Origin of the sequence: Aeromicrobium sp. CTD01-1L150, from assembly GCF_041951745.1 — a bacterium.
Classification (GTDB): domain Bacteria; phylum Actinomycetota; class Actinomycetes; order Propionibacteriales; family Nocardioidaceae; genus Aeromicrobium.
The window spans coordinates 1,659,972-1,682,316 of sequence record NZ_CP169555.1 but is presented as its reverse complement, the minus strand read 5'-3'; the positions used below and the strand labels follow the sequence as shown (position 1 = coordinate 1,682,316).

At 69.1% G+C, this 22,345-nt stretch carries 22 protein-coding genes; 9 read left to right on the top strand and 13 right to left on the bottom strand.

Features of this window, described 5'->3' with window-relative positions:
* Window positions 1-4: 4 nt before the first annotated feature.
* From ACEVFP_RS08300 to ACEVFP_RS08275, 6 genes are all read right to left on the bottom strand, one after another.
* Window positions 5-1,078 (bottom strand): aminopeptidase, encoded by a 1,074-nt coding sequence (locus ACEVFP_RS08300; protein ID WP_375003274.1) that lies wholly within the window; start codon window positions 1,076-1,078, stop codon window positions 5-7.
* Window positions 1,075-2,583 (bottom strand): FGGY-family carbohydrate kinase, encoded by a 1,509-nt coding sequence (locus ACEVFP_RS08295; protein ID WP_375003272.1) that lies wholly within the window; start codon window positions 2,581-2,583, stop codon window positions 1,075-1,077. The genes ACEVFP_RS08300 and ACEVFP_RS08295 overlap by 4 nt, the downstream gene beginning before the upstream one ends.
* A 1-nt stretch (window position 2,584) precedes the next feature.
* Window positions 2,585-3,718 (bottom strand): ABC transporter permease, encoded by a 1,134-nt coding sequence (locus ACEVFP_RS08290; RefSeq protein ID WP_375003270.1) that lies wholly within the window; start codon window positions 3,716-3,718, stop codon window positions 2,585-2,587.
* A gap of 2 nt (window positions 3,719-3,720) precedes the next feature.
* On the bottom strand, window positions 3,721-4,743 hold the full coding sequence (locus tag ACEVFP_RS08285) for an ABC transporter permease (protein WP_375003269.1): 1,023 nt from the start codon (window positions 4,741-4,743) through the stop codon (window positions 3,721-3,723).
* Complete coding sequence (locus ACEVFP_RS08280) at window positions 4,740-6,209, bottom strand: sugar ABC transporter ATP-binding protein (RefSeq protein ID WP_375003268.1); 1,470 nt, start codon at window positions 6,207-6,209, stop codon at window positions 4,740-4,742. The genes ACEVFP_RS08285 and ACEVFP_RS08280 overlap by 4 nt, the downstream gene beginning before the upstream one ends.
* A 140-nt stretch (window positions 6,210-6,349) precedes the next feature.
* Window positions 6,350-7,381 (bottom strand): autoinducer 2 ABC transporter substrate-binding protein, encoded by a 1,032-nt coding sequence (locus ACEVFP_RS08275; protein ID WP_375003267.1) that lies wholly within the window; start codon window positions 7,379-7,381, stop codon window positions 6,350-6,352.
* Between the two features lie 378 nt (window positions 7,382-7,759).
* Between ACEVFP_RS08275 and ACEVFP_RS08270 the strand changes: the two genes are divergently transcribed.
* Window positions 7,760-8,575 (top strand): BtpA/SgcQ family protein, encoded by an 816-nt coding sequence (locus ACEVFP_RS08270; RefSeq protein WP_375003266.1) that lies wholly within the window; start codon window positions 7,760-7,762, stop codon window positions 8,573-8,575.
* A gap of 64 nt (window positions 8,576-8,639) precedes the next feature.
* Here ACEVFP_RS08270 and ACEVFP_RS08265 read toward each other — a convergent pair whose 3' ends face one another.
* The 3 genes from ACEVFP_RS08265 to ACEVFP_RS08255 are packed head-to-tail and all read right to left on the bottom strand — an operon-like array spanning window position 8,640 to window position 10,437.
* Window positions 8,640-9,125 carry a hypothetical protein gene (locus tag ACEVFP_RS08265; RefSeq protein ID WP_375003264.1) on the bottom strand — a complete coding sequence of 162 codons (486 nt, stop codon included), beginning with the start codon at window positions 9,123-9,125 and terminating at the stop codon, window positions 8,640-8,642.
* Window positions 9,126-9,131: 6 nt separating this feature from the next.
* The gene (locus ACEVFP_RS08260; protein ID WP_375003263.1) at window positions 9,132-9,515 is read right to left on the bottom strand and encodes a DUF4333 domain-containing protein; all 384 of its coding nucleotides are present in this window, start codon (window positions 9,513-9,515) and stop codon (window positions 9,132-9,134) included.
* A 10-nt stretch (window positions 9,516-9,525) separates the two neighbouring features.
* A complete protein-coding gene (locus ACEVFP_RS08255) occupies window positions 9,526-10,437 on the bottom strand; it encodes a YihY/virulence factor BrkB family protein (protein WP_375003261.1) in 912 nt (303 codons plus the stop codon).
* A gap of 134 nt (window positions 10,438-10,571) precedes the next feature.
* Here ACEVFP_RS08255 and ACEVFP_RS08250 point away from each other — a divergent pair, with 134 nt between their 5' ends.
* The 4 genes from ACEVFP_RS08250 (at window position 10,572) to ACEVFP_RS08235 (ending at window position 14,995) form a co-directional block, all read left to right on the top strand.
* Complete coding sequence (locus ACEVFP_RS08250) at window positions 10,572-11,201, top strand: hypothetical protein (protein ID WP_375003260.1); 630 nt, start codon at window positions 10,572-10,574, stop codon at window positions 11,199-11,201.
* Window positions 11,202-11,477: 276 nt separating this feature from the next.
* The gene (locus tag ACEVFP_RS08245) at window positions 11,478-13,157 is read left to right on the top strand and encodes a nitrite/sulfite reductase (RefSeq protein ID WP_375003258.1); all 1,680 of its coding nucleotides are present in this window, start codon (window positions 11,478-11,480) and stop codon (window positions 13,155-13,157) included.
* 309 nt (window positions 13,158-13,466) lie between these two features.
* Window positions 13,467-14,225 (top strand): sirohydrochlorin chelatase, encoded by a 759-nt coding sequence (locus tag ACEVFP_RS08240; RefSeq protein ID WP_375003257.1) that lies wholly within the window; start codon window positions 13,467-13,469, stop codon window positions 14,223-14,225.
* Window positions 14,226-14,311: 86 nt separating this feature from the next.
* Window positions 14,312-14,995, top strand: coding sequence for a dihydrofolate reductase family protein (locus ACEVFP_RS08235; RefSeq protein WP_375003256.1), 684 nt, complete (start codon window positions 14,312-14,314; stop codon window positions 14,993-14,995).
* A gap of 5 nt (window positions 14,996-15,000) precedes the next feature.
* Here the strand turns inward: ACEVFP_RS08235 and ACEVFP_RS08230 are convergent, their stop codons facing one another.
* Window positions 15,001-15,837, bottom strand: a complete 837-nt coding sequence (locus ACEVFP_RS08230; RefSeq protein ID WP_375003254.1) for an SGNH/GDSL hydrolase family protein — start codon at window positions 15,835-15,837, stop codon at window positions 15,001-15,003.
* Between the two features lie 86 nt (window positions 15,838-15,923).
* Between ACEVFP_RS08230 and msrB the strand changes: the two genes are divergently transcribed.
* A complete protein-coding gene (gene msrB, locus ACEVFP_RS08225; protein ID WP_375003790.1) occupies window positions 15,924-16,340 on the top strand; it encodes a peptide-methionine (R)-S-oxide reductase MsrB in 417 nt (138 codons plus the stop codon).
* A 20-nt stretch (window positions 16,341-16,360) separates the two neighbouring features.
* Here the strand turns inward: msrB and hemQ are convergent, their stop codons facing one another.
* Genes hemQ through hemE form a run of 3 tightly spaced genes read right to left on the bottom strand, consistent with a single transcriptional unit; the run spans window position 16,361 to window position 19,518 of the window.
* Window positions 16,361-17,089: a hydrogen peroxide-dependent heme synthase gene (gene hemQ, locus ACEVFP_RS08220; RefSeq protein ID WP_375003253.1), complete on the bottom strand. Its 729-nt coding sequence runs from the start codon at window positions 17,087-17,089 to the stop codon at window positions 16,361-16,363.
* Between the two features lie 24 nt (window positions 17,090-17,113).
* Entirely contained in the window at window positions 17,114-18,454 is a 1,341-nt protein-coding gene (locus ACEVFP_RS08215) for a protoporphyrinogen/coproporphyrinogen oxidase (protein WP_375003252.1), read from the bottom strand.
* Window positions 18,454-19,518 (bottom strand): uroporphyrinogen decarboxylase, encoded by a 1,065-nt coding sequence (hemE, locus tag ACEVFP_RS08210; protein ID WP_375003251.1) that lies wholly within the window; start codon window positions 19,516-19,518, stop codon window positions 18,454-18,456. Before hemE ends, ACEVFP_RS08215 begins: the two co-directional genes overlap by 1 nt.
* 87 nt (window positions 19,519-19,605) lie before the next feature.
* Here hemE and ACEVFP_RS08205 point away from each other — a divergent pair, with 87 nt between their 5' ends.
* From ACEVFP_RS08205 to ACEVFP_RS08195, 3 genes are all read left to right on the top strand, one after another.
* Window positions 19,606-20,184 (top strand): DUF3000 domain-containing protein, encoded by a 579-nt coding sequence (locus ACEVFP_RS08205; RefSeq protein WP_375003250.1) that lies wholly within the window; start codon window positions 19,606-19,608, stop codon window positions 20,182-20,184.
* On the top strand, window positions 20,181-21,419 hold the full coding sequence (locus ACEVFP_RS08200) for a ribonuclease D (RefSeq protein WP_375003248.1): 1,239 nt from the start codon (window positions 20,181-20,183) through the stop codon (window positions 21,417-21,419). Before ACEVFP_RS08205 ends, ACEVFP_RS08200 begins: the two co-directional genes overlap by 4 nt.
* Before the next feature lie 91 nt (window positions 21,420-21,510).
* Window positions 21,511-22,098 carry a hypothetical protein gene (locus tag ACEVFP_RS08195; RefSeq protein ID WP_375003247.1) on the top strand — a complete coding sequence of 196 codons (588 nt, stop codon included), beginning with the start codon at window positions 21,511-21,513 and terminating at the stop codon, window positions 22,096-22,098.
* The last annotated feature ends 247 nt before the right edge of the window (window positions 22,099-22,345 follow it).

The following is a 22,345-nucleotide window of genomic DNA, read 5'->3' as shown; positions in this document are numbered from 1 at the left end:
CCCCTCAGCGTTCCCGCCCCGACAGGATCGGTGCGTAGGTGGTGCCGTCGATCAGTGTCGTGCCGTCTGCCTCCAGGCGTCCCGATCGGCGCAGGTCCTTGACGATGTCCCAGTGGATCGTCGATTCGTTCTTCCCACCGCACTGGGGATAGGAACGTCCCAGCGCGATGTGCGCAGTGCCCAGGATCTTCTCATCGAGCAACAGATCACCGGTCATCGTCTGCATGTTCGCGTTGGTGCCGATGCCGAGCTCTCCGACGCGGCGCGCACCGGGGGCATCGAGCATGCGGGCGACGAAGTCGGCGCCGACGGCAGCGGTGAACTCGACGACCTCGCCGGCGGCGAATCGCAGCGACAGGTCCTTGATCTCGGCGCCGCCGAACCAGAAGCTTCCGGGGAACACGATGTGCCCCTCCACACCGTCCTCGTGCGGGGCGGTCGCGACCTCGCCGTCGGGCAGGTTCGCCTCGCCGGCGAACGGAACCCACGTACGACCCGCACAATCCAGTCTTAGGTCCGTGTCCTCGGCGAGGATACGGACGGTCCGCACGTCGTTCAGCCGGTCGCACAGCGCGTCAAGATGCTGGCGATGCGCGCCCCAGTCGGCGAGCGTTCCCGCGAAGAACTCGTCCTCGAGCTGCGCGAACGGGACACCGATGAGCTCGGCCCACTCACGGCTCGGGATTCGCACCAGCGTCCACCGGGTCCCGTGCCAGCGCTCCGTCGAGACGATCCCCTTGCCCTCGCGCTGCAGGCCCAGCCGCGTTCCGTCGAGCTCGGCGGCGGGGGCCTGCATGCCGCGGAAGGACACGTGCACGTCGGCCCACTGCATCGACGCCAGCTCCATGGGGGCGGGTTGTCTCAGCACCTCCGCACTCGCGTGGGCGAGAGAGGACCGGTCGTATCGCTCCTCGACGAGCTGCACCTGCGGGAGCCCGCCCCGTCGGTACACCTCCTCGACGAGCTCGGCGACGGCGTCCAGCACGGAGGCGGTCGTGGCGAAGATGCTCACCTTCGTCCCTGCGCCCACGGCGTTCACCTCTGCGAGATGTCGAGCGAGCTCTGTCCAGCGGCTCATGATGTCGTGGCCTCCCTCATGCCTCGCAGCGCCTGATACGCAGCGGTGAACTCTCGATGCTGTCTGCGCAGCACACGCGCCTCGTCATCGTCGGGCCCTCTCGCGGTCACCACGTCCCGGTTCGAGACCCAGGAAGCAGCATCGGATTCTGAGACGGCGCCCACACCCAGACCGGCGAGGATCGCGTCCCCGTACGAGGCCCCGAGCGTGTCGGGGATGTCGAGGTCGAACCCACTCACGTCGCTCGCAACGCGGGTGATGATCTCATTGCGGGTTCCGCCGCCGACCGCCTTCACCCGAGGAGCCCGCGAGTGCGCCGCAGCGAACGTGCTCAGGGCAAGCCCCAGGGAGTGGCCGACCCCTTCGGAGACAGATCGAGCAAGTTCGGCCCGCCCCGTCGAGAGGCTCAGCCCGATGAACGCTCCACGCGCATCGGGATCGTGGAAGGGGGTGCGCTCACCGCTCAAGTGCGGGAGATGCAGCACACCGCCCGCACCCACCGGGGCGGACCGGGCGAGGGCCATCAGCTGGGTGAACAGGGCCTGATCGCCCTGTAGCTCGTCCAGGTCGAGCTGCTCGGCGATCCATCGGGTCGCAGTGCCGGCAGTCGACGTCCCGCCCGCGAGCACGTAGCGTCCCGGGAGCACCCAGGGCGCCGCCCACAACCGCTCATCGCGAACCGGACGGTCGCAGACTCGGATGAGGAATCCGCTCGATCCGATCATGAGCATCAGGTCATCGGTCTCCACCACCGCGGACCCGATGGCCTCCGCCGGAGCGTCGGTGGTGCCGACGACGACCGGCAGCCCCTCGGGCAGGTTGGTCTGTCTCGACGCCTCAGCGGTCACGGTGCCGGCGATGTCGGACGACCACGCGACGTCGGGCAGCTTCTCGGGGGGCACGAGAGCTTCCAGGCCCTCGGCATTCCAGCGCAGCTCGCCAAGCTCGTAGAACGGATGGAAGTAGCCGGCGGTCGCGTGATCGATCACGACCCGGCCGGTCAGTCGCGCCACCAGGAAGCTCTGGCTGGTCAGGTACCACCGGGTCTGAGCTGCGACCTCCGGCTCGTGGCGCTCCACCCACCGCACCTTCGGCCCCGCTGACTGGCTGGTGAGCACGTTCCCGGACCGGCGAAGGATCTCGTCCGTGCCGAGCACCGCCTCGATCTCAGCGATCTCCGCGGTCGCTCGAGTGTCCACTCCGTAGAGGATCGCGGGACGCAGCGGTCGTAGGTGCTCGTCGACAGGAAGCACGCACGGCCCGATCGCGCTGCATCCGAGGCCGATGAGCTCGTCGTCCTCGGTCAGCGTCCCCATCAGTTCACGGACGACGGTGACGAAGCCGCTCCACCACACGTCTTCGGCGTCGTGCTCGACCATGCCCGGCGCCGGGGTGCTCACCCCGTGCCGGTGCCGCGCCTCGGCCCGGACGTCTCCGTCGGCATCGACCAGCACCCCCTTGGCCTCATACGTGCCGATGTCGAGACCGATGAGCAGTTGCACCATGTCACTCCTCTCGGTCGCCCGGGGGCAACCCATCGTCGCTGCCCGGGACTGCGCCGGCGGCCACCACGTCTCTCCTCGGCGTGTCCGGCACCTTCCTCCTCCACCGCTTGATGCGCACCTGGTCGAAGACCATCACGGCGATGAGGATCACTCCCTGGGCAATCGCGTACTCATAGGCGGAGAGCCGCAGCGCGGTGAAGCCCGACTGCACCACCTGCAGCACCATCGTCGCCAGCACGACCCCGGTCACGGTGACGTATCCTCCGGCCGGGTTCGTTCCACCGAGCACGGCGATCACGATCACGAGAAGCACGTACGAGGCTCCGTAGTCTGCGCTGGCGGTCGGGTTCCGAGCCAGGATCAGCAGTCCCGCGAGGCCGCCGAGCAGTCCGGTCGTCAGGTACGTGCCGTAGAGCACGCTCGCACTCCGGATGCCCGAGTACTTCGCAGCCGTCCCGTTGGCCCCCTGCAGCATGATGCTCCGCCCGAACGGCGTGCGCGAGAGCATCACGCCCACCAGGAGCGCGATCGCCACGAACAGCAGGAAGAGAACCGGAATCCCCGCGACCGTCGACTTCCCGAGCGTGCTGAGCGCCTCGGGCGCTCCGTAGAGCGTCGAGCCACCAGTCCACACGACGGCGATGCCGTTGTAGATCTGCATCGTCGCCAGCGTGGCGAGGATCGGTGCGATCCCGATCGTCGAGATGAGGAAGGCATTGACCGCACCGCCTGAGACGCCCACCGCGATGCCGAGCAGGATGATGAGCGGCGCCAGCGCCTCAGCCTGGGCGGGATCGTTCGCCTCGACCGCCGAGTACACGGTGCTCACCGTGATTGCGGTGAGATTGGCGATCGCCACCAGGGAGAGATCGATCCCCCCGGTGAGCATGGCCAGGGCCATGGCCACCGCGAGCACGCCGATCTCCGGTGACGCCACCATCATGTTCTGCAGATTGACGGGATTGAGGAAGACCTCGCCTCGCAGCACCCCGAAGAACGAGACCGCGATGATCAGCAGCAGCACCATGCGCCCTATGCCGCGCTCAAGGTGGATGCTCCCGAGCAGTGTGCGGAAGGACCGGTCGACGTCGTCGTTCAGCCGGGACAGGCCGTCCTGTGGTGAGTCTCGGGACATCGTCACTCCTTCTCCGTGTCGAGCACGAACGTTCGTTTCGACGCCCGCTTCGCCATGACGGCCTGCACACCGACGCCGATCACGAGGAGCAGGCCCACCGATGCCCGCTGCCACGCCGTGGGGACGCCCATCAGGATGAGACTGTTGTTGATGATCTGCACGAGCAGCACGCCGAGCACCGTGCCGACGACGCTCCCCCGTCCGCCGAAGATCGAGGCGCCGCCGAGCACGACGGCTGCGATGACGTCGAGCTCCGTGCCCACGAGGTCTTGCGGGTTGGCGCTGCGGCCCAGCACGACGTGGAGCAGGCCGCCGACGGCGGCGATCGCGCCGGCCAGCACGTAGAGCAGCACCTGGAACCGCATGACCGGAAATCCAGCACGCCGCGCACTCTCGGTGTCTCCGCCGATCGCATACAGACCGCGTCCGAACATCGTCTTGCGCAGCAGCAGCGACACACCAACGACGAGCACCGCGACCGGCACGATCAGCACCGGCAGGTAGGCGCGCGGTGACTCGATGGCAATCAGGTTCGCGGTGGAGTACGGCGCGATGCTCTCCGGAAGGCCCGCGATGTAGCTCGACCCGACGTAGGCGAGCAGCGCACCCTTGAAGATGCCCTGCGTGGCAAGCGTCACGATCAGCGTGGGCAACCTGAAGCGTGCGATCACTGCACCATTGACCAGGCCGAGGAGCGCTCCGATCCCGATCGCGATGACGAGGATGCCGATCACCCCAGGATCGAAGGAGCCCCGCTGCGCGAGGGATATCGTCGTGTACGCCGCGAAGATGGCAATCGCGGGGAACGACACGTCGATGCCGCCCGAGATGATGATCAGCAGCACCGCCAGCGCGAGGACGGTGGGCACGAGCGAGGATCTCAGGATCGAGAAGAGCGTGTGCACCGAGAAGAACTCGGGGTTGACCAGGCTCATCACCAGCACGAGCAGTGCGATGATCCCGACGAGCACCCACTCGCTGGTCGGGCGGAACGTCTTCGGCCGCGCAGGAGTCAACACACTCATGCCGCCATCACCTCTTGGATGTGCCCGGGTTCGATGTCGTCTCCGATCACCTCGGCCACGAGACGTCCACGACGGATGACCAGCACCCGGTGGCACACGGACACCAGTTCCGGCACGTCGTCGGAGATCATGATGACGCCCTTGCCATCACGCGCGACGTTCCTCAGGATCGCCAGGATCTCTTCCTTCGACCCGACGTCCACGCCCACGGTAGGGCCGTTCAGGACGAGCACGCGCGGATGTGTGGAGAGCCACTTGGCCAGCACCACACGTTGCGCGTTTCCGCCGGAGAGGGAGCGCACCGGGGCCTCGACGTTCGGAGCCTTGATGCGCAGACGCGCGAACAGATCGGAAACGGTGGCCGTGATCCGTCTCCCGCTGAGGAAGAGGCGAGCTCGTGTGTGCGACCACAGCGAGCCGGCGATGATGTTGTCCGAGATGGGCCGGTCGAGGAACAGACCCTGGGTGAGGCGATCCTCGGGTACATAGCCGAACCCCGCTCCGACAGCGGCGGGGATGCTGCCAGGTTTCACCCGCGCGCCGTCGAGCCGGATCTGGCCCGAGTCGGCCTTCAGCACGCCGAAGAGTGCTTCGGCGATCTCACCGCGCCCAGACCCCAGCAGGCCGGTCACTCCCAGCACCTCCCCTGGCCGGAGATCGAAGCTGATGTCGGTGAAGGCGCCTTCCAGGCTCAGATGCTCCACCTGCAGGAGCGGTTCCTTGACATCGTCGACCTCGATGACGTTGCGGGAACTGTCGACCGCGCGACCGGTCATCGCCTCCGTCAAGGAGACGACGTCGAACTCCTCAGCGGCTCCCGTGGCCACGAGTCGTCCGCTGCGCAGGACCGTGACGTCCTGGGATACCTCCAGCACCTCCTCGAGCTTGTGGCTCACGAACACGAGTGCGACGCCACGCTCCTGCAACCGGCGCACGAGCGCGAAGAGTCGCTCGACCTCGGTGTGTGTGAGGGCGGTGGTGGGCTCATCCATGAAGATCACCCGCGCGTCCTGCACGAGCGCCCGGCAGATCGCGGTGAGCTGCCGGTCGGCGACCGAAAGTCCGCCGACCTCCGCATCCAGGTCGAGTCGCAACCCGAGTTCACTCACGATCCTCTCGGCATCGGGCCGGAGCCGCTTCGCGCGGTACACCCAGCTGCGGGCCGCGATCGCAGCCGGTAGCACGATGTTCTCGGCGACGGAGAGGTTCGGGAACAAGGAGAAGTCCTGGTAGATCACCTGGATGCCGGCGCGCAGCGCCTGCGTCGGGGTCACCTTCGACACCAGCTGGCCGTCGATCCGGATCTCGCCGGTGTCGGCCGTCTCCACTCCACTGACGATCTTGATCAGTGTGGACTTGCCACTACCGTTCTCTCCGGCCAAGCAGTGCACGCGGCCGGGCCGGAGCTCAAGCCCGACCTCGTCGAGCGCGACGACGCCGCCGAACGTCTTCCCGATTCCTCTCACCTCGAGCACCGGAGCGTCTTGGCCAGAATCGTGGTCTGCTGCCATCCCATCTCTCCCTCTCCTGCGGGGCCGCGGCGCTCCACGGCCCCGCTGCAGTGGTTGTCCGAGTCTGCTTCGACCACGTCGTCTGGACGCGGTGCCTAGAAGTCGTACTCGTCGACGTTGTCCGCATCGACGATGACCGCCGCGTCACCGACGAAGACGTTGTCGTAGCCCTCGAGCTGGGTCAGCGACTCATACCCCTCGATGCCGAGGTCGGTCCCCTCAGTGATCTCCTCGCCCGTGACGAGCAGCTCGGCGACCTTGAGCTGGGCCTTCCCGGCCAGGGCGGGGTCCCAGAAGAAGATCTTGTCGATCGATCCGTCCTGCAGGTACTGCTTCGCCACGGAGGGGATGCTGGTGCCCATCACACACACCTGGTCCTCGAGACCGGCTTCCTGCACGGCACGGGCGATGCCGGATACGTCCGTACCCGCAGAACCCTGGAACCCCTTGAGGTCGGGGTGCTTGGCGAGCAGCTCCTTGGCGCGCTCGTAGGCGACGTTCTCGTCCTCCTTGGACTCGACCGGGTCCTCGACGCGTTTCATGTCCGGGAAGTCAGCCTCCTGCTGGTCGAGAGCGCCCTGGATCCACTCCGTGTGCGTCTTGGCGGTCAGCCCACCGACGAACTGCACGTACTCGCCTTCGCCGTCCATGCACTCGCCGAGGTTGTCCATGATCTGCGCGCCGTACGAGGCGTTGTCGAAGGCCTCGATGTCGATGTCGACGTTCTCGATCCCCGCTGCCTCGTGGGCGACGACAACGATCCCGTGATCGCGCGCCTGCGTCAGCACGGCCTCGAGTGCCTCGGGCGAGTTCGGCACCACGGTGATGGCGTCCGGAGCCTGGGCAATCATGTCCTGGATGATCTGAATCTGCTTCTCGGGGCTCGCGTCGTCTGCCCCCTCCTGCCTCACGTCCTGACCGGTCTCCTCGGCGTACTCGTCGACGCCGACCTCCATGCGGTCGAACCAGCCGACGCCGGAGACCTTCACGACGGTGACCATCGACAGGTCCTCTCCCGAGGCGTCTGCGTCGCCGCCACCGGCTGAGTCGCCGACCTGGCCGCATCCGGTCAACGCCAGCATCGCCGCAGCACCAATCCCCACGCCCTGCATGAGCTTACGCTTCATTTCGCACACTCCTAGTGTCAGTTTTCCTCATCGCGCGAGCATTTGTGATGCAAATTATCGCCAATGGTGGGAATCAGTAGAAAGCATCTCGGGGCGTTCGTCAATCGTTCACGGCAAAGTCTTGTCGCACGATCATGACCAGAACCCGGCGATTCCATGGCCACGAACCATCACCCTCCAGCGACGTGAGCGGTGCGGCCCCCGCACAGGACGACCTCATCCAGAACGATACAAACCCTCACCTCAATGTGTCTTTTTCACATCATGTGTGCCACGATAATGTTCATTCTTCTCACATGCTGAATCGGCACGTGGGTCCGAGCATCGGCTTCTCGGCGCCATCAGCGCCGGAGCCACCCATCACTCGAGAGGATCGGCATGACCAGCTGGCTCAAGGACGCGTTCGAGAACCCCAAGCCCGTGATTGCGATGCTGCACTTGTCGGCGCTTCCCGGCGACCCTCAGTACGACAGCCGGGCAGGCATGAAGGCAGTCGTCGAGCGCGCTCGGCGCGAGCTGCACGCGCTGCAGGAGGGCGGCGTGGACGGCGTGCTCATCTCGAACGAGTTCAGCCTCCCCTACCTGACGGACACCGAGCCGATCACTGCGATCTCCATGGCGCGCGTGATCGGCGAGCTCGTCGACGAGATCGATATTCCCTACGGCGTGAACGTGCTGTGGGACGGGCGAGCCTCCATCGACCTGGCGATGGCCACGGGCGCACAGTACGTCCGTGAGATCTTCACCGGCGTCTACGCCAGCGACTTCGGTCTCTGGAGCACCAACGTCGGCGAGGTCGCGCGGCACCGCCACAGGATCGGAGCTGACCACGTGAAGCTCTTCTTCAACATCGTTCCAGAGTCGGCGACGTATCTTGCCGAGCGTGACCTGGAGTCGCTCACCCGCTCCACAGTGTTCGCCACGCTTCCGGACGCGCTCTGCGTCTCAGGCCTGACGGCCGGAGCCCCGACGAACACGCAGACACTCTCGATCGCCAAGTCGGCCGCCGGTGATGTGCCGGTCTTCGTGAACACCGGCGTGAAGGCCCACAACATCGCGGACCAGCTCGCCGTTGCAGACGGCGCCGTCGTAGGAACCTACTTCAAGCGCGACGGAGTATTCGAGAACGAGGTCGACAGCGCGCGGGTCCGCGAGCTCGTCTCGGCGGCGAACGACTTTCGCAAGTCGTCCTGACCGACGGCCTCAGGTCGAGACGCAGGGCTCCGCGCCGCCAGGACAAAACCGCACGTGACGGCACTCAGCGCGGAGTGGAGCGCCAGACGTAGCGAAGCCCCGAACCCACGATGTTCACCTGGGCGTCCGCCACCGCCTCGTGCGGCCTGTCGGCGTAGGCCACGGAGCAGCTGAACGTCGTGCCGACGGCGGTCGAGACGGCCTGCGGGCACGACACGGAGGTTCGGGGGCCCGACTGGTTCAGGCGGGCCTCGATGTCGGCGGCGATGCCGCTGGGTGAGGCAAGGCCTTCACCGTCACGATCTGAGTCGTGGTGGTCCTCCAGCGTGGGCTCCGGCGACGGCGTGTTGCTGGAGGTGGGCGTCGGGTCCGCCGTCTCCTGCGGCTCTTGCGGGTCCGGGGACTGCGCGTCGCTCGGTGCGGACGTGGACGTGCTGCCCACGAGGTCCTCCCCGGCCTCGATCCCGACCCACGAGCGCAGACCGAGGACACCGGCAGCCGCGATGAACAGCACGACGAAGGCGACGGCGACGGCTCGGGTCTTGTTCATGAGGCCCTACTCGTTGCGGACGGCTTCCCAGACGAACGCGCCGTCAGGGCCATTGATCTCGACCGACGCGGTGGACACCGCCCCAGTGTCGGGCTGATCAGCAAAGAAGACATCGCACTCGAACGTCGTACCGACCTTCTGATCCACCTTCTCCGGGCACTCCACTCGCGTCGGCTGACCGGCGTTGTCGTCCAGCTTGGCCTTGATCGCATCGGAGATCTGCTCTGTCGACATCTGCACCGGGGCCAGGGACTCGCTGGGGGCTGGGTCGTCCGAGGGCGCCGCGTCGGAGTCGGTGTCGTCTGCGCTGCAGGATCGCAACCCAAAGAGCAGGACGCCGATCCCGATCAGCAGCACGATCACTGCCGCCACCTTCACGCGAGCGCTCATGCGTCGGATCCTATCGACTCCCCTGCGGCTCTCCGTCAGCCGTGTCTTGTCTCACACGTCCCGGGTGCCGCTCGGTGTCGAGTGCGGAGTTCAGTGCTGCGCCGATCAGGACCGCGATGGACAGGACGTAGAGCCACAGCAGGACGGCGATGGGGGCAGCCAACGGGCCGTAGATGGAGGTGCCGCCGGTGGAGAATCCCAGGGCCCAGCGCACCACCGCGCTACCGACCACCCAGAGCACCATCGTGAACGCGGCACCCGGCAGGCTGGAGCGCCAGGAGACCCTCACCGGCACGGCCAGGTGGTACAGCGTGGCGAGGAAGCCGACCGAGACCACGAGCACTGCCGGCCAGTAGAGCGGCTCGAGCACCGAGAGCTCCGCCGGCACGAACTCCGCTGCCACCTCCGGTCCCGCCAGCACCAACGGCACCAGCACGATGCCGATGAGCAGGGCCACGACGTACAGCAGGAATGACAGGGCGCGAGTCTTGACGATGCCCCGTTCGCCGCCGAGGCCGTACATGATCGTGATGGTGTCGAAGAAGACGTTGAGGGCACGCGACCCGGACCACAGGGCCAGCACGAACCCGATGGAGACGACGTCGATACGGCCCGAGGAGAGCACCTCGTCCAGGGTCGGCGCGATCACCTGGTCGACGGTGCTGGGCGTCAGCGCCTGCGACGCCAGCGCCAGGACACGCTCCTCGAACACGTCCACCTGGGTGACGTCGTAGCGGCGTGCGATGAACCCGATCGAGCCCGCCAGACCGAACACCAGCGGCGGCAGCGAGAGGATCGCGAAGAACGCTGCCTCCGCAGCCAGTCCGGTGACGCGGTTGTGGAAGCAGCGTCGGAACGTGGACGCCGCGATGCGCGCCAGGAGGTCGACGATCGCCCACCTCTTCAGCACGGACCCGGGCATGGCCTCCACCGTAGTGCCGCGACACGCCAGGATCGGGACGTCGCACAGCTCGCGGCCGACGAGTTGAAACCAGGCCGCGCCGCGGACACGGCTTAGTGTTGCTGCACAACCGGCCGCCCGATCCCAGGAGCCTGATGCGCCCCCTTGTCACCACCGCAGTCCTTCACTTCGCGGGCACGTTCGTCGCCGCGCTGGCTCTGGGAGCGAGCGACGCCATGCTCGCGGCAGCAGCCGTAGCGGGCACCTTCGCGCTGCTGCTGTGGTTCGCGTCCCTGCACAGCACCGACTCCGAGTCCGGCCTGCCGCTGGCCGGCGCGACGGCGGCCGTGGGTCTGGCCCTCACCGGACGCAGCCCGGCCAGCTCGCTGCTGCCGCTCGTCGCAGCCCAGGTCGTCGGGTCGGTGGCCGCCGGCGGTCTGGTGCTCGCACTGGGACGCGTCAACGAGTCCGCGACGCTCGTCTGGGACACCCCGGCCCTGACCACGACGGCCGTCGCCGGCGTCCTCGTCGGCCTGATTGCCTCCTGGACGGTGCTCGCGGTGGACGGCGGTGCACCTGCGGCCTGGTGGGCCGCACCCACGTTCCTGGCCGGCGCCGTGCTCAATGTGGCACTGGCTGCTGCCGTGGCTCCGGCGGTGCTCATCGGTCTCGCCACGGCCGGGCTCATCACGTGGACGACGACGCTCGTCGCCGCCGGCGCGGCCCTGGTCGGCGCCGCTGCGGGCGTCTACGTCGTCGCGGTGGTCACACCGAGCCCCGAGTGACACGCGCCACAGGACCCTCCTGAACCGGCTGTCATACGGGGCCACCGTGCACCAGGGTCTCGTAATATGGACAGGCGTCCTGGTATTTGAGATCAGCGCTTGTCTGCCGTCCCTCCCGGTGGACAGACTGTCCGCATGTTGACCGCGCAGCACACTTGGCTCGTGGAGCGTCTCCACGTCGACCTCGGTCGCTCGCGCACCATGCTCTGTCGCTGACCCACGCCACCAGCCCGGTCCGCTCGACGGACCTTCATACCTGCTGCAGGAAGCGACGACATGACCACAGAGACCACCGCACCCACGCGTCCGGCCCGCCGCCGACGCGGCGAGGGCCAGTGGGCGCTGGGCTACCGCGAACCGCTCAACCCCAACGAGCAGTCCAAGAAGGACGACAACCCGCTCAACGTCCGCGCCCGCATCGAGAACATCTACGCCCACCGCGGGTTCGACTCCATCGACCCCGGCGACCTACGCGGCAGGTTCCGCTGGTGGGGTCTGTACACCCAGCGCAAGGCCGGTATCGACGGCGGCAAGACCGCGACGTTGGAGCCCGAGGAGCTCGACGACCGCTACTTCATGATGCGCGTGCGCATCGACGGCGGGCAGCTCAACCTCGAGCAGCTGCGCACCGTCGCCGAGATCTCCACCGAGTTCGGCCGCGACAGCGCCGACGTCACCGACCGCCAGAACATCCAGTACCACTGGATCGACGTGCGCGACGTCCCCACCATCTGGGAGCGGCTGGAGTCCGTGGGCCTGTCCACCCAGGAGGCCTGCGGCGACTGCCCACGCGTCATCCTCGGCAGCCCCGTGGCCGGGGTCAGCGCCGATGAGCTCATCAATGGACAGCCGGCGATCGACGCGATCGAGAGCCGCTACATCGGCGACCGGGCCTTCTCCAACCTGCCCCGCAAGTTCAAGACGGCGATCAGCGGCCACCCCGGCCACGACGTCGTCCCCCAGATCAACGATGTCGCGTTCATCGGAGCCGAGCACCCCGAGCACGGTCCCGGCTTCGACGTGTGGGTCGGAGGCGGGCTCTCCACCAACCCCCGGCTCGCCGAACGCCTCGGCGCCTGGGTCCCGATCGACGAGGTCCCCGAGGTCTGGGAGGGAATCGTCAGCATCTTCCGCGACTACGGCTACCGCCGTCTGCGCTCGCGCGCCCGGCTGAAGTTCCTCGTGGCCGACTGGGGCATCGAGAAGTTCCGTGACGTGCTGCAGACCGAGTACCTCCAGCGCGAGCTGATCGACCTCGAGGCACCCGAGGTGCCGGCGACCCCTGTCGACCACGTCGGTGTCCACCGTCAGCTCGACGGCCGCAACTACGTCGGGTTCGCCACCACGGCGGGCCGGATCTCCGGCACGTTGCTGAGCTCGGTCGCCGACGTGGTCGAGGCGAGCGGTTCCGGTCGTATCGCCTTGACCCCGATGCAGAAGCTGATCGTCCTGGACGTGGCCGACGACGCCGTCGAGCCGCTCATCGCCTCCATGGCCGAGCTGGGCTTGCACGCCCGCCCGTCGGCATGGCGACAGCACACCATGGCTTGCACCGGCATCGAGTACTGCAAGCTCGCGATCGTCGAGACCAAGCATCGGGCCCGCGACCTCGTGGCCGAGCTCGAGGAGCGGGTGCCCGAGCTGGATTCGCCGATCACCGTCAACGTGAACGGCTGCCCCAACTCCTGCGCCCGCATCCAGACCGCCGACATCGGCCTCAAGGGTCAGCTCGTCATGGACGAGAACGGCGAGCAGGTCGAAGGCTTCCAGGTCCACCTGGGCGGCGCGCTCGGGCTCGATGCCGGGTTCGGCCGCAAGCTCCGCGGCCACAAGGTCACCGGTGAGCAGCTCCCCGGCTACATCGAGAAGCTCTCACGCACGTACCTCGAGCAGCGCACCGAGGAGGAGAGCTTTGCCCACTGGGTGGCTCGAGCCGATGAGGAGGTGCTCCGATGAGCGAGCGCTCCCCCAAGCACTCCGCTTCGCTCCGTGCAGGGCGGTACCCCCAGCGAGCGAACCGAGGAAACATCATCGCGCCGCCGTCGTACTCTTCGCCCTTCCACACGGCGGTGGCGCGATGAGCGGAACACGTGCCGTGCCGTTCCACTGCCCCTTCTGCGGCGATGAAGATCTGCGTCCGCACGGCGAGACCCACGGCCAGTGGGAATGTCGCAGCTGTCAGCGCGCCTTCAAGCTCAGCTTCATCGGTCTGCTCAACCCCCACGCCGAGACCGGCCCGACCCCCTCTGGAAGGAGGACAGCACCATGACCGCACCAGCACTCATCGCTCTTGCGCACGGCAGCCGCGACCCCCGCTCTGCCGCCACCATCACTGCCCTGACGGAGAGGGTCGCGTGCATGCGTCCTGACCTTCGTGTGGAACCGGCCTTCCTCGACCTGAACGAGCCGGGCCTGGACGATGTCGTCGACCGCCTGGTCGCCGAGGGGCACGGCGAGATCGTCGTCGTTCCCCTGCTGCTGACCGACGCGTACCACGCCCAGGTCGACGTACCGCAGGCCGTCGAGGCTGCTCGACAGCGCCACGACGGCGTGCAGATCGTCGCCACGAAGATCCTCGGCATCGAGAACGCGTTCTTCCGCGTCCTCGACGAGCGCCTGCGCGAGTCGCTCAAGGACCGCCGTGTCCGCGAGCTCGACGCGCTCGTGCTCGCCGGCGCCGGTTCCTCCGACCCCGTCGCGAACGCACTCATCGCCCGGGCCGCCCGGGCCTGGGGCGCACACCACAAGCTGCCGACGATCGCGGCCTTCGCCTCGAGTGCTCCCCCGGCAGCCGGTGAAGCAGTGCGCTCGCACCGTGCGGACGGACGTCGTCACATCGCCGTCGGCATGCTCATGCTGGCCCCCGGCTTCCTGCCGGACCGCGTCGCCGAGCTGGCCTACGAGGCCGGCGCCGTCGCCGTGGCCGAGCCGCTCGGTGTTGCCGACGAGATCGCCGAGGTCGTGCTCGCCCGCTATGCCGTGGGGGCCGTCGACCTGGTGCCGCTCGAGGCACTCTTCGCCTGACCCGTCACCGCTGAGCGTGACGTTTTCGCCCCGGCATCACCGATCCGAGGGCGGAAACGTCACGCTCAGCGTGGGAGGGTCAAGCCATGGATCCTGACCTCTACGCCTACCCCACCTCCGAGCGTCCCTGGGTTCGGACGAACTTCGTCACCACGATCGACGGCTCGGTGACCGACGAGGGCGGAGTCTCCGGCTCGCTCGGCGGTGAGGTGGATCATCAGGCGTTCACGATCATGCGCTCGCTCGCCGACGTCGTGCTCGTCGGCGCAGGCACCACCCGCGCCGAGGGCTACGGCCCGATCGATCCTGCGGACCTCGACTCCTCGCTGCCCGCTGCCCGCGTGCCACAGCTGGCCGTGGTCACCCGGAGCCTCAGGGTGCCCCAGCCGCTCTGCGTCCCAGGCGTCATGGTGGTCACCGCTGCCGATGAGGACGCCCCTGGCGTCACCGTCCTGAGGGAGGTCGGCGTCGAGGTGCTGACCGGCGACGGGCAGAAGGTCGACTGGCCTGCGGTGCTCGGCACCTGGGCGTCGCGGGGCCTGCGTCGCATCCTGTGCGAGGGCGGACCGACGCTGCACGGAGAGCTCATCTCACAGGACCTCGTCGACGAGATCTGCCTGACCATCGCCCCCGTGCTCACCACAGGCGGTCCCGCCATGACCCGGCACCCAACGCCGGCCCAGCTGGGATTCCGTCTCGGGCACGCCGTGCCACAGGACGACGTGCTGCTCACCCGGTGGGTCCGAGATCGACCAAGAGGCGCGCGATGACGCCGTCAGTCGATGAGCGGGACGGGCGCGTGGTGCCCGAACGGCACGTCGTCGCGCTCCCCGAGGGCCACCAGCAGTGAGGGAAGCATGGCTGCGGCCGTCCGCTTGTAGCCCAAGGCACTGGGGTGGAAACGGTCGAGGCTGAACATCTCGTCCGGGTTGGTGATGAAGAACGGTCCGACCACGTCGGCGAGCGAGACCGCATGGGCGCCCCGCTCCAGCGCTGCCGTCCGTTGCGCCTGGGCGAGCTGCCGCGACGCCCTGGCCCCGAGGGCGCGCAACGGCTGGGGCACGGCGCGCAGGGCGCCCAGGTCCGGACAGGTGCCCACGACGACCTGTGCACCCAGTGCCCGGAGCCGCTCGATGCAGTCCTCGAGGTGCTTGACCGACTCCCCCACCGGCACCCGGTGCGTCACGTCGTTGCCGCCGACGATGACGACGGCGAGATCCGGCCGGTAACCCTCAGGGAGGGAATCGAGCTGAGCGGCGAGCATGCTGCTCTCCGAACCCACCACGGCTGCCGTGCGGAGGCGGACCGCACGATCGGTGCGCTTGGCGAGCTTGCGGGCCAACCGCGCGCCCAGCGTCCCCCGGGCATCGTCCGCGCCCAGACCGGCCGCGATGGAGTCACCGAGGAGCACCAGCTCGATGCGGTCGCCGCGCTTCTTGCGGTAGCTGCGGTCAGCATCCGGCGCACGATGCCCCAGCGGTTGACCGATGATGGAGCGGGCGCGCGCCGCCTGGCGTCGCAGCACCGTGCGCGCCGCCAGAGACGCGACGGCCGACGTGGCGAGCACTCCCCCGCCCGCGATCAGCGCAGACTTGCGGACACCAGGCACCACGCCGTTCTCCCATGTCCACCTGAACGGCAGGTCACGTCCGGTTGAACAACTGCGGAGATGGTGCCGCGCCGTAGAATCGAAGCATGATGGGTGAGAGTGCGGAGACGTCCAGCATCGACAAGACCGAGGACGAGTGGCGTGCAGAGCTGAGCGCCGCCGAGTACCACGTACTGCGCGAGGCCGGCACCGAGCGACCGTTCAGCTCGCCGTTCGAGACCGACACCACGGCAGCCGTCTACGCCTGCCGCGCATGCGGTGCCGAGCTGTTCCGCAGCGAGACCAAGTTCGATGCCCACTGCGGCTGGCCGGCCTTCTACTCCCCGCTCGCCGAGGACCGGGTCGAGTACATCGAGGACCGCTCCATGCTGCAGGTGCGCACCGAGGTGCGTTGCCGACGCTGCGGCTCACACCTGGGTCACGTCTTCGAGGGCGAGGGCTTTGACACCCCCACCGACCAGCGGTACTGCATCAACGGCATCAGCCTGACCCAGGTACCGGACTGAGCCGTCCCGGTTGTGGGAGATCAGGGCCACAGCGAGGTCAGCTCCGCGACGTCACGTCGGCGGCCGGTGTAGAACGGGACCTCCTCGCGGACGTGGCGACGGGCCCGGCTGGCGCGCAGCTCGCGCATGAGGTCGACGATGCGGTGCAGCTCGTCGGCCTCGAAGGCCAGCATCCACTCATAGTCGCCGAGTGCGAAAGATGCCACGGTGTTGGCACGGACGTCGGCATAGGGGCGGGCCTGCATGCCGTGCTCGCGCAGCATGTCGCGACGCTCGTCCTCCGGCAGCAGGTACCACTCGTAGGAGCGCACGAACGGGTACACGCACACCCAGTCGCGCACGGTCTCATCGGCCATGAACGCGGGGATGTGGGAGCGGTTGAACTCTGCGGGGCGGTGCAGTGCGGTCTGTGACCACACCGGCACCATGCGCGAGCCCAGCCTGGTGCGGCGGAACGCGTTGTAGGCCGCCTGCAGTGCGTCGGCCGTCGGCGCGTGCCACCAGATCATCAGGTCGGCGTCGGCACGCATGCCGCTGACGTCGTAGGTGCCACGCACCACGACGTCGTCGGCCGCCAGCTGCTCGAACAGCGCATCCACCTCGGCCGCCTCGCCAACCCGGTCGGCTCCCTGGCCGGCCCCATCGTCAGCACCGCCGAGGACCCGCTCCAGCCGGAAGACCGACCACATGGTGTACCGGATCGACTCGTTGACCTCCTTGGCCAGCTTGCCCTGGTTCGGCACGCTCATCGGTTCACTCGCTCGCTCATGTCGTCATCCTCCCAATGCTGCATCCTGCAACGTCCGCAGGGCTGCTTCCTGGCCCGAGGCGATGACCGCCGGGATGCCGATCCCCCGGTAGGCGGCGCCACAGACCTCCAGCCCGGGCACGCCTGCCACGCAGCGGTCCACCGTCTCCACCAGCGCGGTGTGTCCCACCTCGTACTGCGGCAGGCCGCCGCCCCACCGCTGCACGTGGGAGGCGACGACGCCAGGCAACGACCCCAGAGCGGCACGCAGGTCCGCCACGGCCAGGTCCACGACGCTCTCGTCGCTGCCCAGCAGGATGGTGCTCTGGCCGGCCCTGCCGATCGAGGCACGCACGATGCTGCGCCCGTCAAGGCGCTCGGCGAGCCAGCCCCACTTGACCGAGCTGAACGTCGCGCCCTTGATGGTGGTTCCGTCCACGGGCGGCACGAGGAAGCCCGACGCCTCCGACGGCACGGGGCCGTCCAGCAACAGCGTCACGATCGCCATCGACGCATACTCCACACCGGCGAGCGCGAACGCCGCCTGCGGTGCGACGTCGCCCAGCAGACGTGCGGTGGCCGGGGCGGGGGTCGCGAGCACGACGGCGTCGACACGCTCGGTGCTGACATCGGTGGTGGGACCGTGGTGGACCTCCCAGCCGTCCGCGTCACGAGCCACCGAACGCACCGTCGCGCCGACACGAACGTCCAGGCCGCCCGCGTCGACGACGGCCTGCGGCAGCCTCCCCACCCCGCCGACGATCCCGGCGAACACCGGGTCGGTGCGCGTGGGGGCGTCCGTGGCACGAGCAGCGGCGGCGAGCGGGTCCGCACCGAGCGCAGCCACCTGCGCGGCGGCGGCCTCGAGCGAGAGCCGGTCGGCGTGCCCGGCGTACACACCGCCCAGGAGCGGTTCGACCAGCCGGTCGACGACGTCCTGCCCGACCCTCGGCACCAGGAACTCCGCGACGCTCACGTCCTGCTGTGGCATGTCGAGCCTGCGCCCCACGGGACGCTGCGTCACGATCCCCGAACGCTGCAGTGCGTCGAGGTCGGACGGCACACCCATGACGGTGGGCGGGAGCGGCCGGATCGCGCCGTGGGTCCAGACCGCGGCGGCCACCGTCTCCGGATGGGTGAGATCCTCACCCAGCCCGACCCGACGGGCCAGGTCGACGGCCTCCGGGCGTCGCGCCAGCATGGCCTCGGCGCCGAGGTCGACACGCACCCCGCCCACGTCGCCCAGGGCGAGCTTGCCGCCCACTCGATCGGCCCCTTCCAGCACGACGACGTCGACCCCGGCCTCACGCAGGTCCAGAGCGGCCGAGAGCCCGGCCATGCCGGCCCCGACGACGGCGACGCGCATCAGTCGAGCTCGTAGCCGTGCACGAACTCCACCAGACGTGTCAGGGCGTCCGGGTCGGTCTCCGGCAGCACCCCGTGGCCGAGGTTGAACACGTGGCCGCGTGCCGCGCGTCCCTGCTCGATGATCCGCGCGGCATGCGCATGGACGACGTCCGTGGGGGCGAACAGCGTGGTGGGGTCCAGGTTGCCCTGCACCGCACGGTCCGGGCCGATGCGCTGCGCGGCCTCATCCAGCGGCACCCGCCAGTCGACGCCCACGACGTCGGCCCCGACCTCGCCCATCGTGCCCAGCAGCTCACCCGTGCCGACGCCGAAGTGGATCCGCGGGACCCCGAGCCCGGCCACACCCTCCAGCACGGTGCGCGAGTGCGGTGCCACGAACTCGGTGTAGTCGGCCAGCGAGAGCGTCCCGGCCCAGGAGTCGAAGAGCTGGACGGCCGATGCTCCCGCCTCCACCTGGACGCGCAGGAACTCCCGAGCCACGACGGCGAGCCGGCCGAGGAGCTCGTGCCACAGGACGGGGTCGGAGTGCATGAGCTGCTTGGTGAGGCGGTGGTCGCGCGACGGGCCGCCCTCCACCAGGTAGGAGGCGAGGGTGAACGGTGCCCCCGCGAACCCGATGAGTGGTGTGGGTCCCAGCTCGGCGACCAGCTCACCGACCGCGGCGGCGATCGGCTCCACGTCGCCGTCCTCCAGGGGACGCAGCCGCTCCAGCTGCTCGCGACGACCGATGGGCTCGGCGACGACCGGTCCGGTGCCGGGGACGATGTCCAGGTCGATACCGATCGCCTTGAGCGGCACCACGATGTCGGAGAAGAAGATCGCCGCGTCGACGTCGTGGCGCCGGACGGGTTGCAGGGTGATCTCGACGACGAGGTCGGGACGAAAGCACGAGTCGAGCATCGCCACGCCCTCGCGGAGCCGGCGGTACTCCGGCAGCGACCGTCCGGCCTGCCGCATGAACCACACCGGCACCCGCGACGTCGCCTCCCCGCGGCACGCCCGCAGGAAGTCACTGTCCTGCGTGGCAGGGTTCGAGGTGGGCTGTGTGGTCGAGGAGGTCACGCTGCTGATTCTCGCAGGGCTGAGGCAGCGGGCTGCGGTCGGAGTGTCGCTCGGGCCCAGCACAGAGATTGCGCCTACCATCGCTGGGTGGGCGTCCACCGGGAGATCGACCGTAACCCTCCGGCCTTCGAGACCGCCGTCGAGCAGCTGAAGGCCGCGACGCTGCGCCCTGAGGTCGTGGTCGACGTCATGCCCGCACCGCAACGCATCGCCCCCCACGCCTTCGCCCTCAGCGGAGACGTCGAGGTGGACGGCGAGGACCTGGCCACCGGGCGCTTCATCCTGCTGCACGACCCGGCAGGCAACGACGCCTGGGGCGGCACGTTCCGGTGCGTCACGTTCGCCCGGGCCGACGTCGAGCCGGAGATGGCCGCCGACCCAGCACTGCCGACGGTCGGCTGGAGCTGGCTCGCCGATGCGCTGGGCTCCCACGGCGCCGAGCACACCGCGGCCAGCGGCAGCGTCACCGTCGTCACCACCGAGGGGTTCGGCGAGATGGCCGACGACGGCTCCGACGCCCAGATCGAGGTGCGCGCCTCCTGGACTCCCGCGTCGGACGCCGATGGACACGTCAGCGCATGGTCGGACCTGCTGTGCGCGATCGCGGGTCTCCCGCCGCTCACCCCCGGTGTGGTCCCGCTCCAGCGCAGGCGCGGTGGCCGTTGACCCAGCCCCCCGAGACTCCGTCGAACGAGACCGAGCCACCACAGGCCCCGCTGCCCCGTCTGGGGCTGCGGGAACCGCTCGGTGACGTCATCGAGGACAGCGACGCCTATGCCGCCTACTGCGCGCAGGTGACAGTGGGCAGCGGGCCGGTGGCTCTCGATGCCGAACGGGCCTCCGGCTACCGCTACTCCCAGCGCGCCTACCTCGTGCAGGTGCGCCGAGAGCACGCCGGCACCGGTCTGATCGATCCCATCGCGTTCGACGACCTGAGCGACCTCAACGAGGCGATCGGCGACGCCGAGTGGATCCTGCACGCCGCCACGCAGGACCTGCCCTGCCTGGCCGAGGTCGGCCTGCGCCCGACCAGGCTGTTCGACACCGAGCTGGCCGGGCGGTTGCTCAACCTGCCCCGCGTCGGTCTGGCAACCCTCGTGGAGCACTACCTCGGGCTCTCTCTGGCCAAGGAGCACTCCGCCGCCGACTGGTCCACCCGCCCGCTGCCCAGGCCATGGCTGGAGTACGCCGCGCTCGACGTCGAGGTGCTGGTGGAGCTGCGCGACCTCGTCGAGGCGGACCTGGAACGCGCTGGGAAGCTGGAGTGGGCGAGGCAGGACTTCGAGGCGCTGCTGTCGTTCACCGGCACCGCTCCCCGGGAGGAGCCGTGGCGACGCACCTCGGGCATCCACCGGGCGCGCGGACGCCGCATGCTCGGCCTGGTCAAGGCGTTGTGGGAGGAACGCGACGCGATCGCCGAGCAGCGCGACACCACACCGGGCCGCATCCTGCCCGACGCCGCACTCATGGAGATCGCCAAGCAGGCTCCCCAGGACGCCTCCTCGCTGCGGCAGCTCGCCGGCATGCGAGGTCGCGGGCCGCGACGCTTCACCGAGCAGTGGCTCGACGCCGTGCGTGAGGCCCTCGCGCTGCCGGAGGACGAGCTGCCGTCGGCATCACCTCGCGGTGAGGGACCTCCGCCGCCGCGCGCCTGGCCGGACCGACACCCCGAGGCTGCCGAGCGTCTGGGGCGGGCCCGGGAGGTCACCACCGGCCTCGCCGACCAGCACGACCTGCCCACCGAGAACCTCATCGCCCCCTCGCTCGTGCGTGCGCTCGCCTGGGAGCCGCCGAGCCCACTGTCGCCCGGCACCGTCGGCGATGCGTTGCTCGCCGACGGTGCGCGCCAGTGGCAGGTCGAGCTCGTGGCCACACCGCTGGCCGAGGCGCTACGCGACTGACTGACGTCCACGGACCACTCGCCGTGTGACCACGTCGGGTCTACCGTGGCCGCATGCGCACGGTGACGACGCAGCAGGAACGACGATTCCGATGAGCGAGTTCCGTCGTCCGTCCCTGCCCGGGCCTGCGCCGTTCGAGGCCATGGCCGAGGACATCGACCCTGCCGAGATGACTGCCGCCGGTCACCGGATCGCGGACCTGCTCGTGCGCGGTCCACACGGCGAGGCCGACGAAGGCCTGGTGTCGCGGGTGCTGCACCTCAGCGACTCCGAGGGGCTCGGTGTGATCGCCGACCTGTGGTCCCATGCGGCCCCGGACACGCTGGCCGGCGCGTTGTGGCGGTTGTACGTGCTGCGCGAGTGGGTGCACCGCCAGCCCGAGCTGGCCGCCCGCGAGTACGCCGCAGGACGGGCCTACACCCCTGTGCACGAAGTGCTGGCCGGGGTCGTGGAACCGCCGGGGCCGGAGGAGGTTGCGCACCTGGTGGACACCGTGGTGCGCGGCATCGTCGGTGACGCCTTCGACGTGACGCTGGACCGGGCCGCGGCGTTCGCGCACATCGTGGGCGTGGGTCGCGGACAGAGCGACGGTGACGCGCAGAGCGCCGCCAAGCTCGTCGACATGGCGCAGCAGCTGCGCCATGCGGCCGTCCTGGAACGCTCCGGGACCCTGCACTGACGCTGGCGCCGACGCTGAGGACGTGCGGTCGCCCTGGCTGCCCTCGTCCCTCATCGACCGGTCGCCTTGTGTGCGACCGGAGACCGATTACGCTGGTCACCGCGCCGGGCTGCGGCAAGCCCCGGGTCCCAACACAAGCCGCTACGAGCGGCCACGCGCCGTGAGGCGCTTCCCAGCCCGGCGCAACCTCTTCCCAGCCCGAACCTGTGTCCCAGCAGGATGGAGACGGAGAGGTTCCGGTGCCTCG

Bases quoted from the DNA above. Each gene is read 5' to 3' on its own strand.
- ACEVFP_RS08290 (WP_375003270.1), bottom strand. From the start codon at position 3,718: ATGTCCCGAGACTCACCACAGGACGGCCTGTCCCGGCTGAACGACGAC.
- ACEVFP_RS08195 (WP_375003247.1), top strand. From the start codon at position 21,511: ATGAGCGAGTTCCGTCGTCCGTCCCTGCCCGGGCCTGCGCCGTTCGAG.
- ACEVFP_RS08265 (WP_375003264.1), bottom strand. From the start codon at position 9,125: ATGAACAAGACCCGAGCCGTCGCCGTCGCCTTCGTCGTGCTGTTCATC.
- ACEVFP_RS08300 (WP_375003274.1), bottom strand. From the start codon at position 1,078: ATGAGCCGCTGGACAGAGCTCGCTCGACATCTCGCAGAGGTGAACGCC.
- ACEVFP_RS08260 (WP_375003263.1), bottom strand. From the start codon at position 9,515: ATGAGCGCTCGCGTGAAGGTGGCGGCAGTGATCGTGCTGCTGATCGGG.
- ACEVFP_RS08240 (WP_375003257.1), top strand. From the start codon at position 13,467: ATGACCGCACCAGCACTCATCGCTCTTGCGCACGGCAGCCGCGACCCC.
- hemQ (WP_375003253.1), bottom strand. From the start codon at position 17,089: ATGAGCGTGCCGAACCAGGGCAAGCTGGCCAAGGAGGTCAACGAGTCG.
- ACEVFP_RS08275 (WP_375003267.1), bottom strand. From the start codon at position 7,381: ATGAAGCGTAAGCTCATGCAGGGCGTGGGGATTGGTGCTGCGGCGATG.
- ACEVFP_RS08295 (WP_375003272.1), bottom strand. From the start codon at position 2,583: ATGGTGCAACTGCTCATCGGTCTCGACATCGGCACGTATGAGGCCAAG.
- ACEVFP_RS08255 (WP_375003261.1), bottom strand. From the start codon at position 10,437: ATGCCCGGGTCCGTGCTGAAGAGGTGGGCGATCGTCGACCTCCTGGCG.
- ACEVFP_RS08235 (WP_375003256.1), top strand. From the start codon at position 14,312: ATGGATCCTGACCTCTACGCCTACCCCACCTCCGAGCGTCCCTGGGTT.
- ACEVFP_RS08245 (WP_375003258.1), top strand. From the start codon at position 11,478: ATGACCACAGAGACCACCGCACCCACGCGTCCGGCCCGCCGCCGACGC.
- msrB (WP_375003790.1), top strand. From the start codon at position 15,924: ATGGGTGAGAGTGCGGAGACGTCCAGCATCGACAAGACCGAGGACGAG.
- ACEVFP_RS08285 (WP_375003269.1), bottom strand. From the start codon at position 4,743: ATGAGTGTGTTGACTCCTGCGCGGCCGAAGACGTTCCGCCCGACCAGC.
- ACEVFP_RS08250 (WP_375003260.1), top strand. From the start codon at position 10,572: ATGCGCCCCCTTGTCACCACCGCAGTCCTTCACTTCGCGGGCACGTTC.
- ACEVFP_RS08270 (WP_375003266.1), top strand. From the start codon at position 7,760: ATGACCAGCTGGCTCAAGGACGCGTTCGAGAACCCCAAGCCCGTGATT.
- ACEVFP_RS08215 (WP_375003252.1), bottom strand. From the start codon at position 18,454: ATGCGCGTCGCCGTCGTCGGGGCCGGCATGGCCGGGCTCTCGGCCGCT.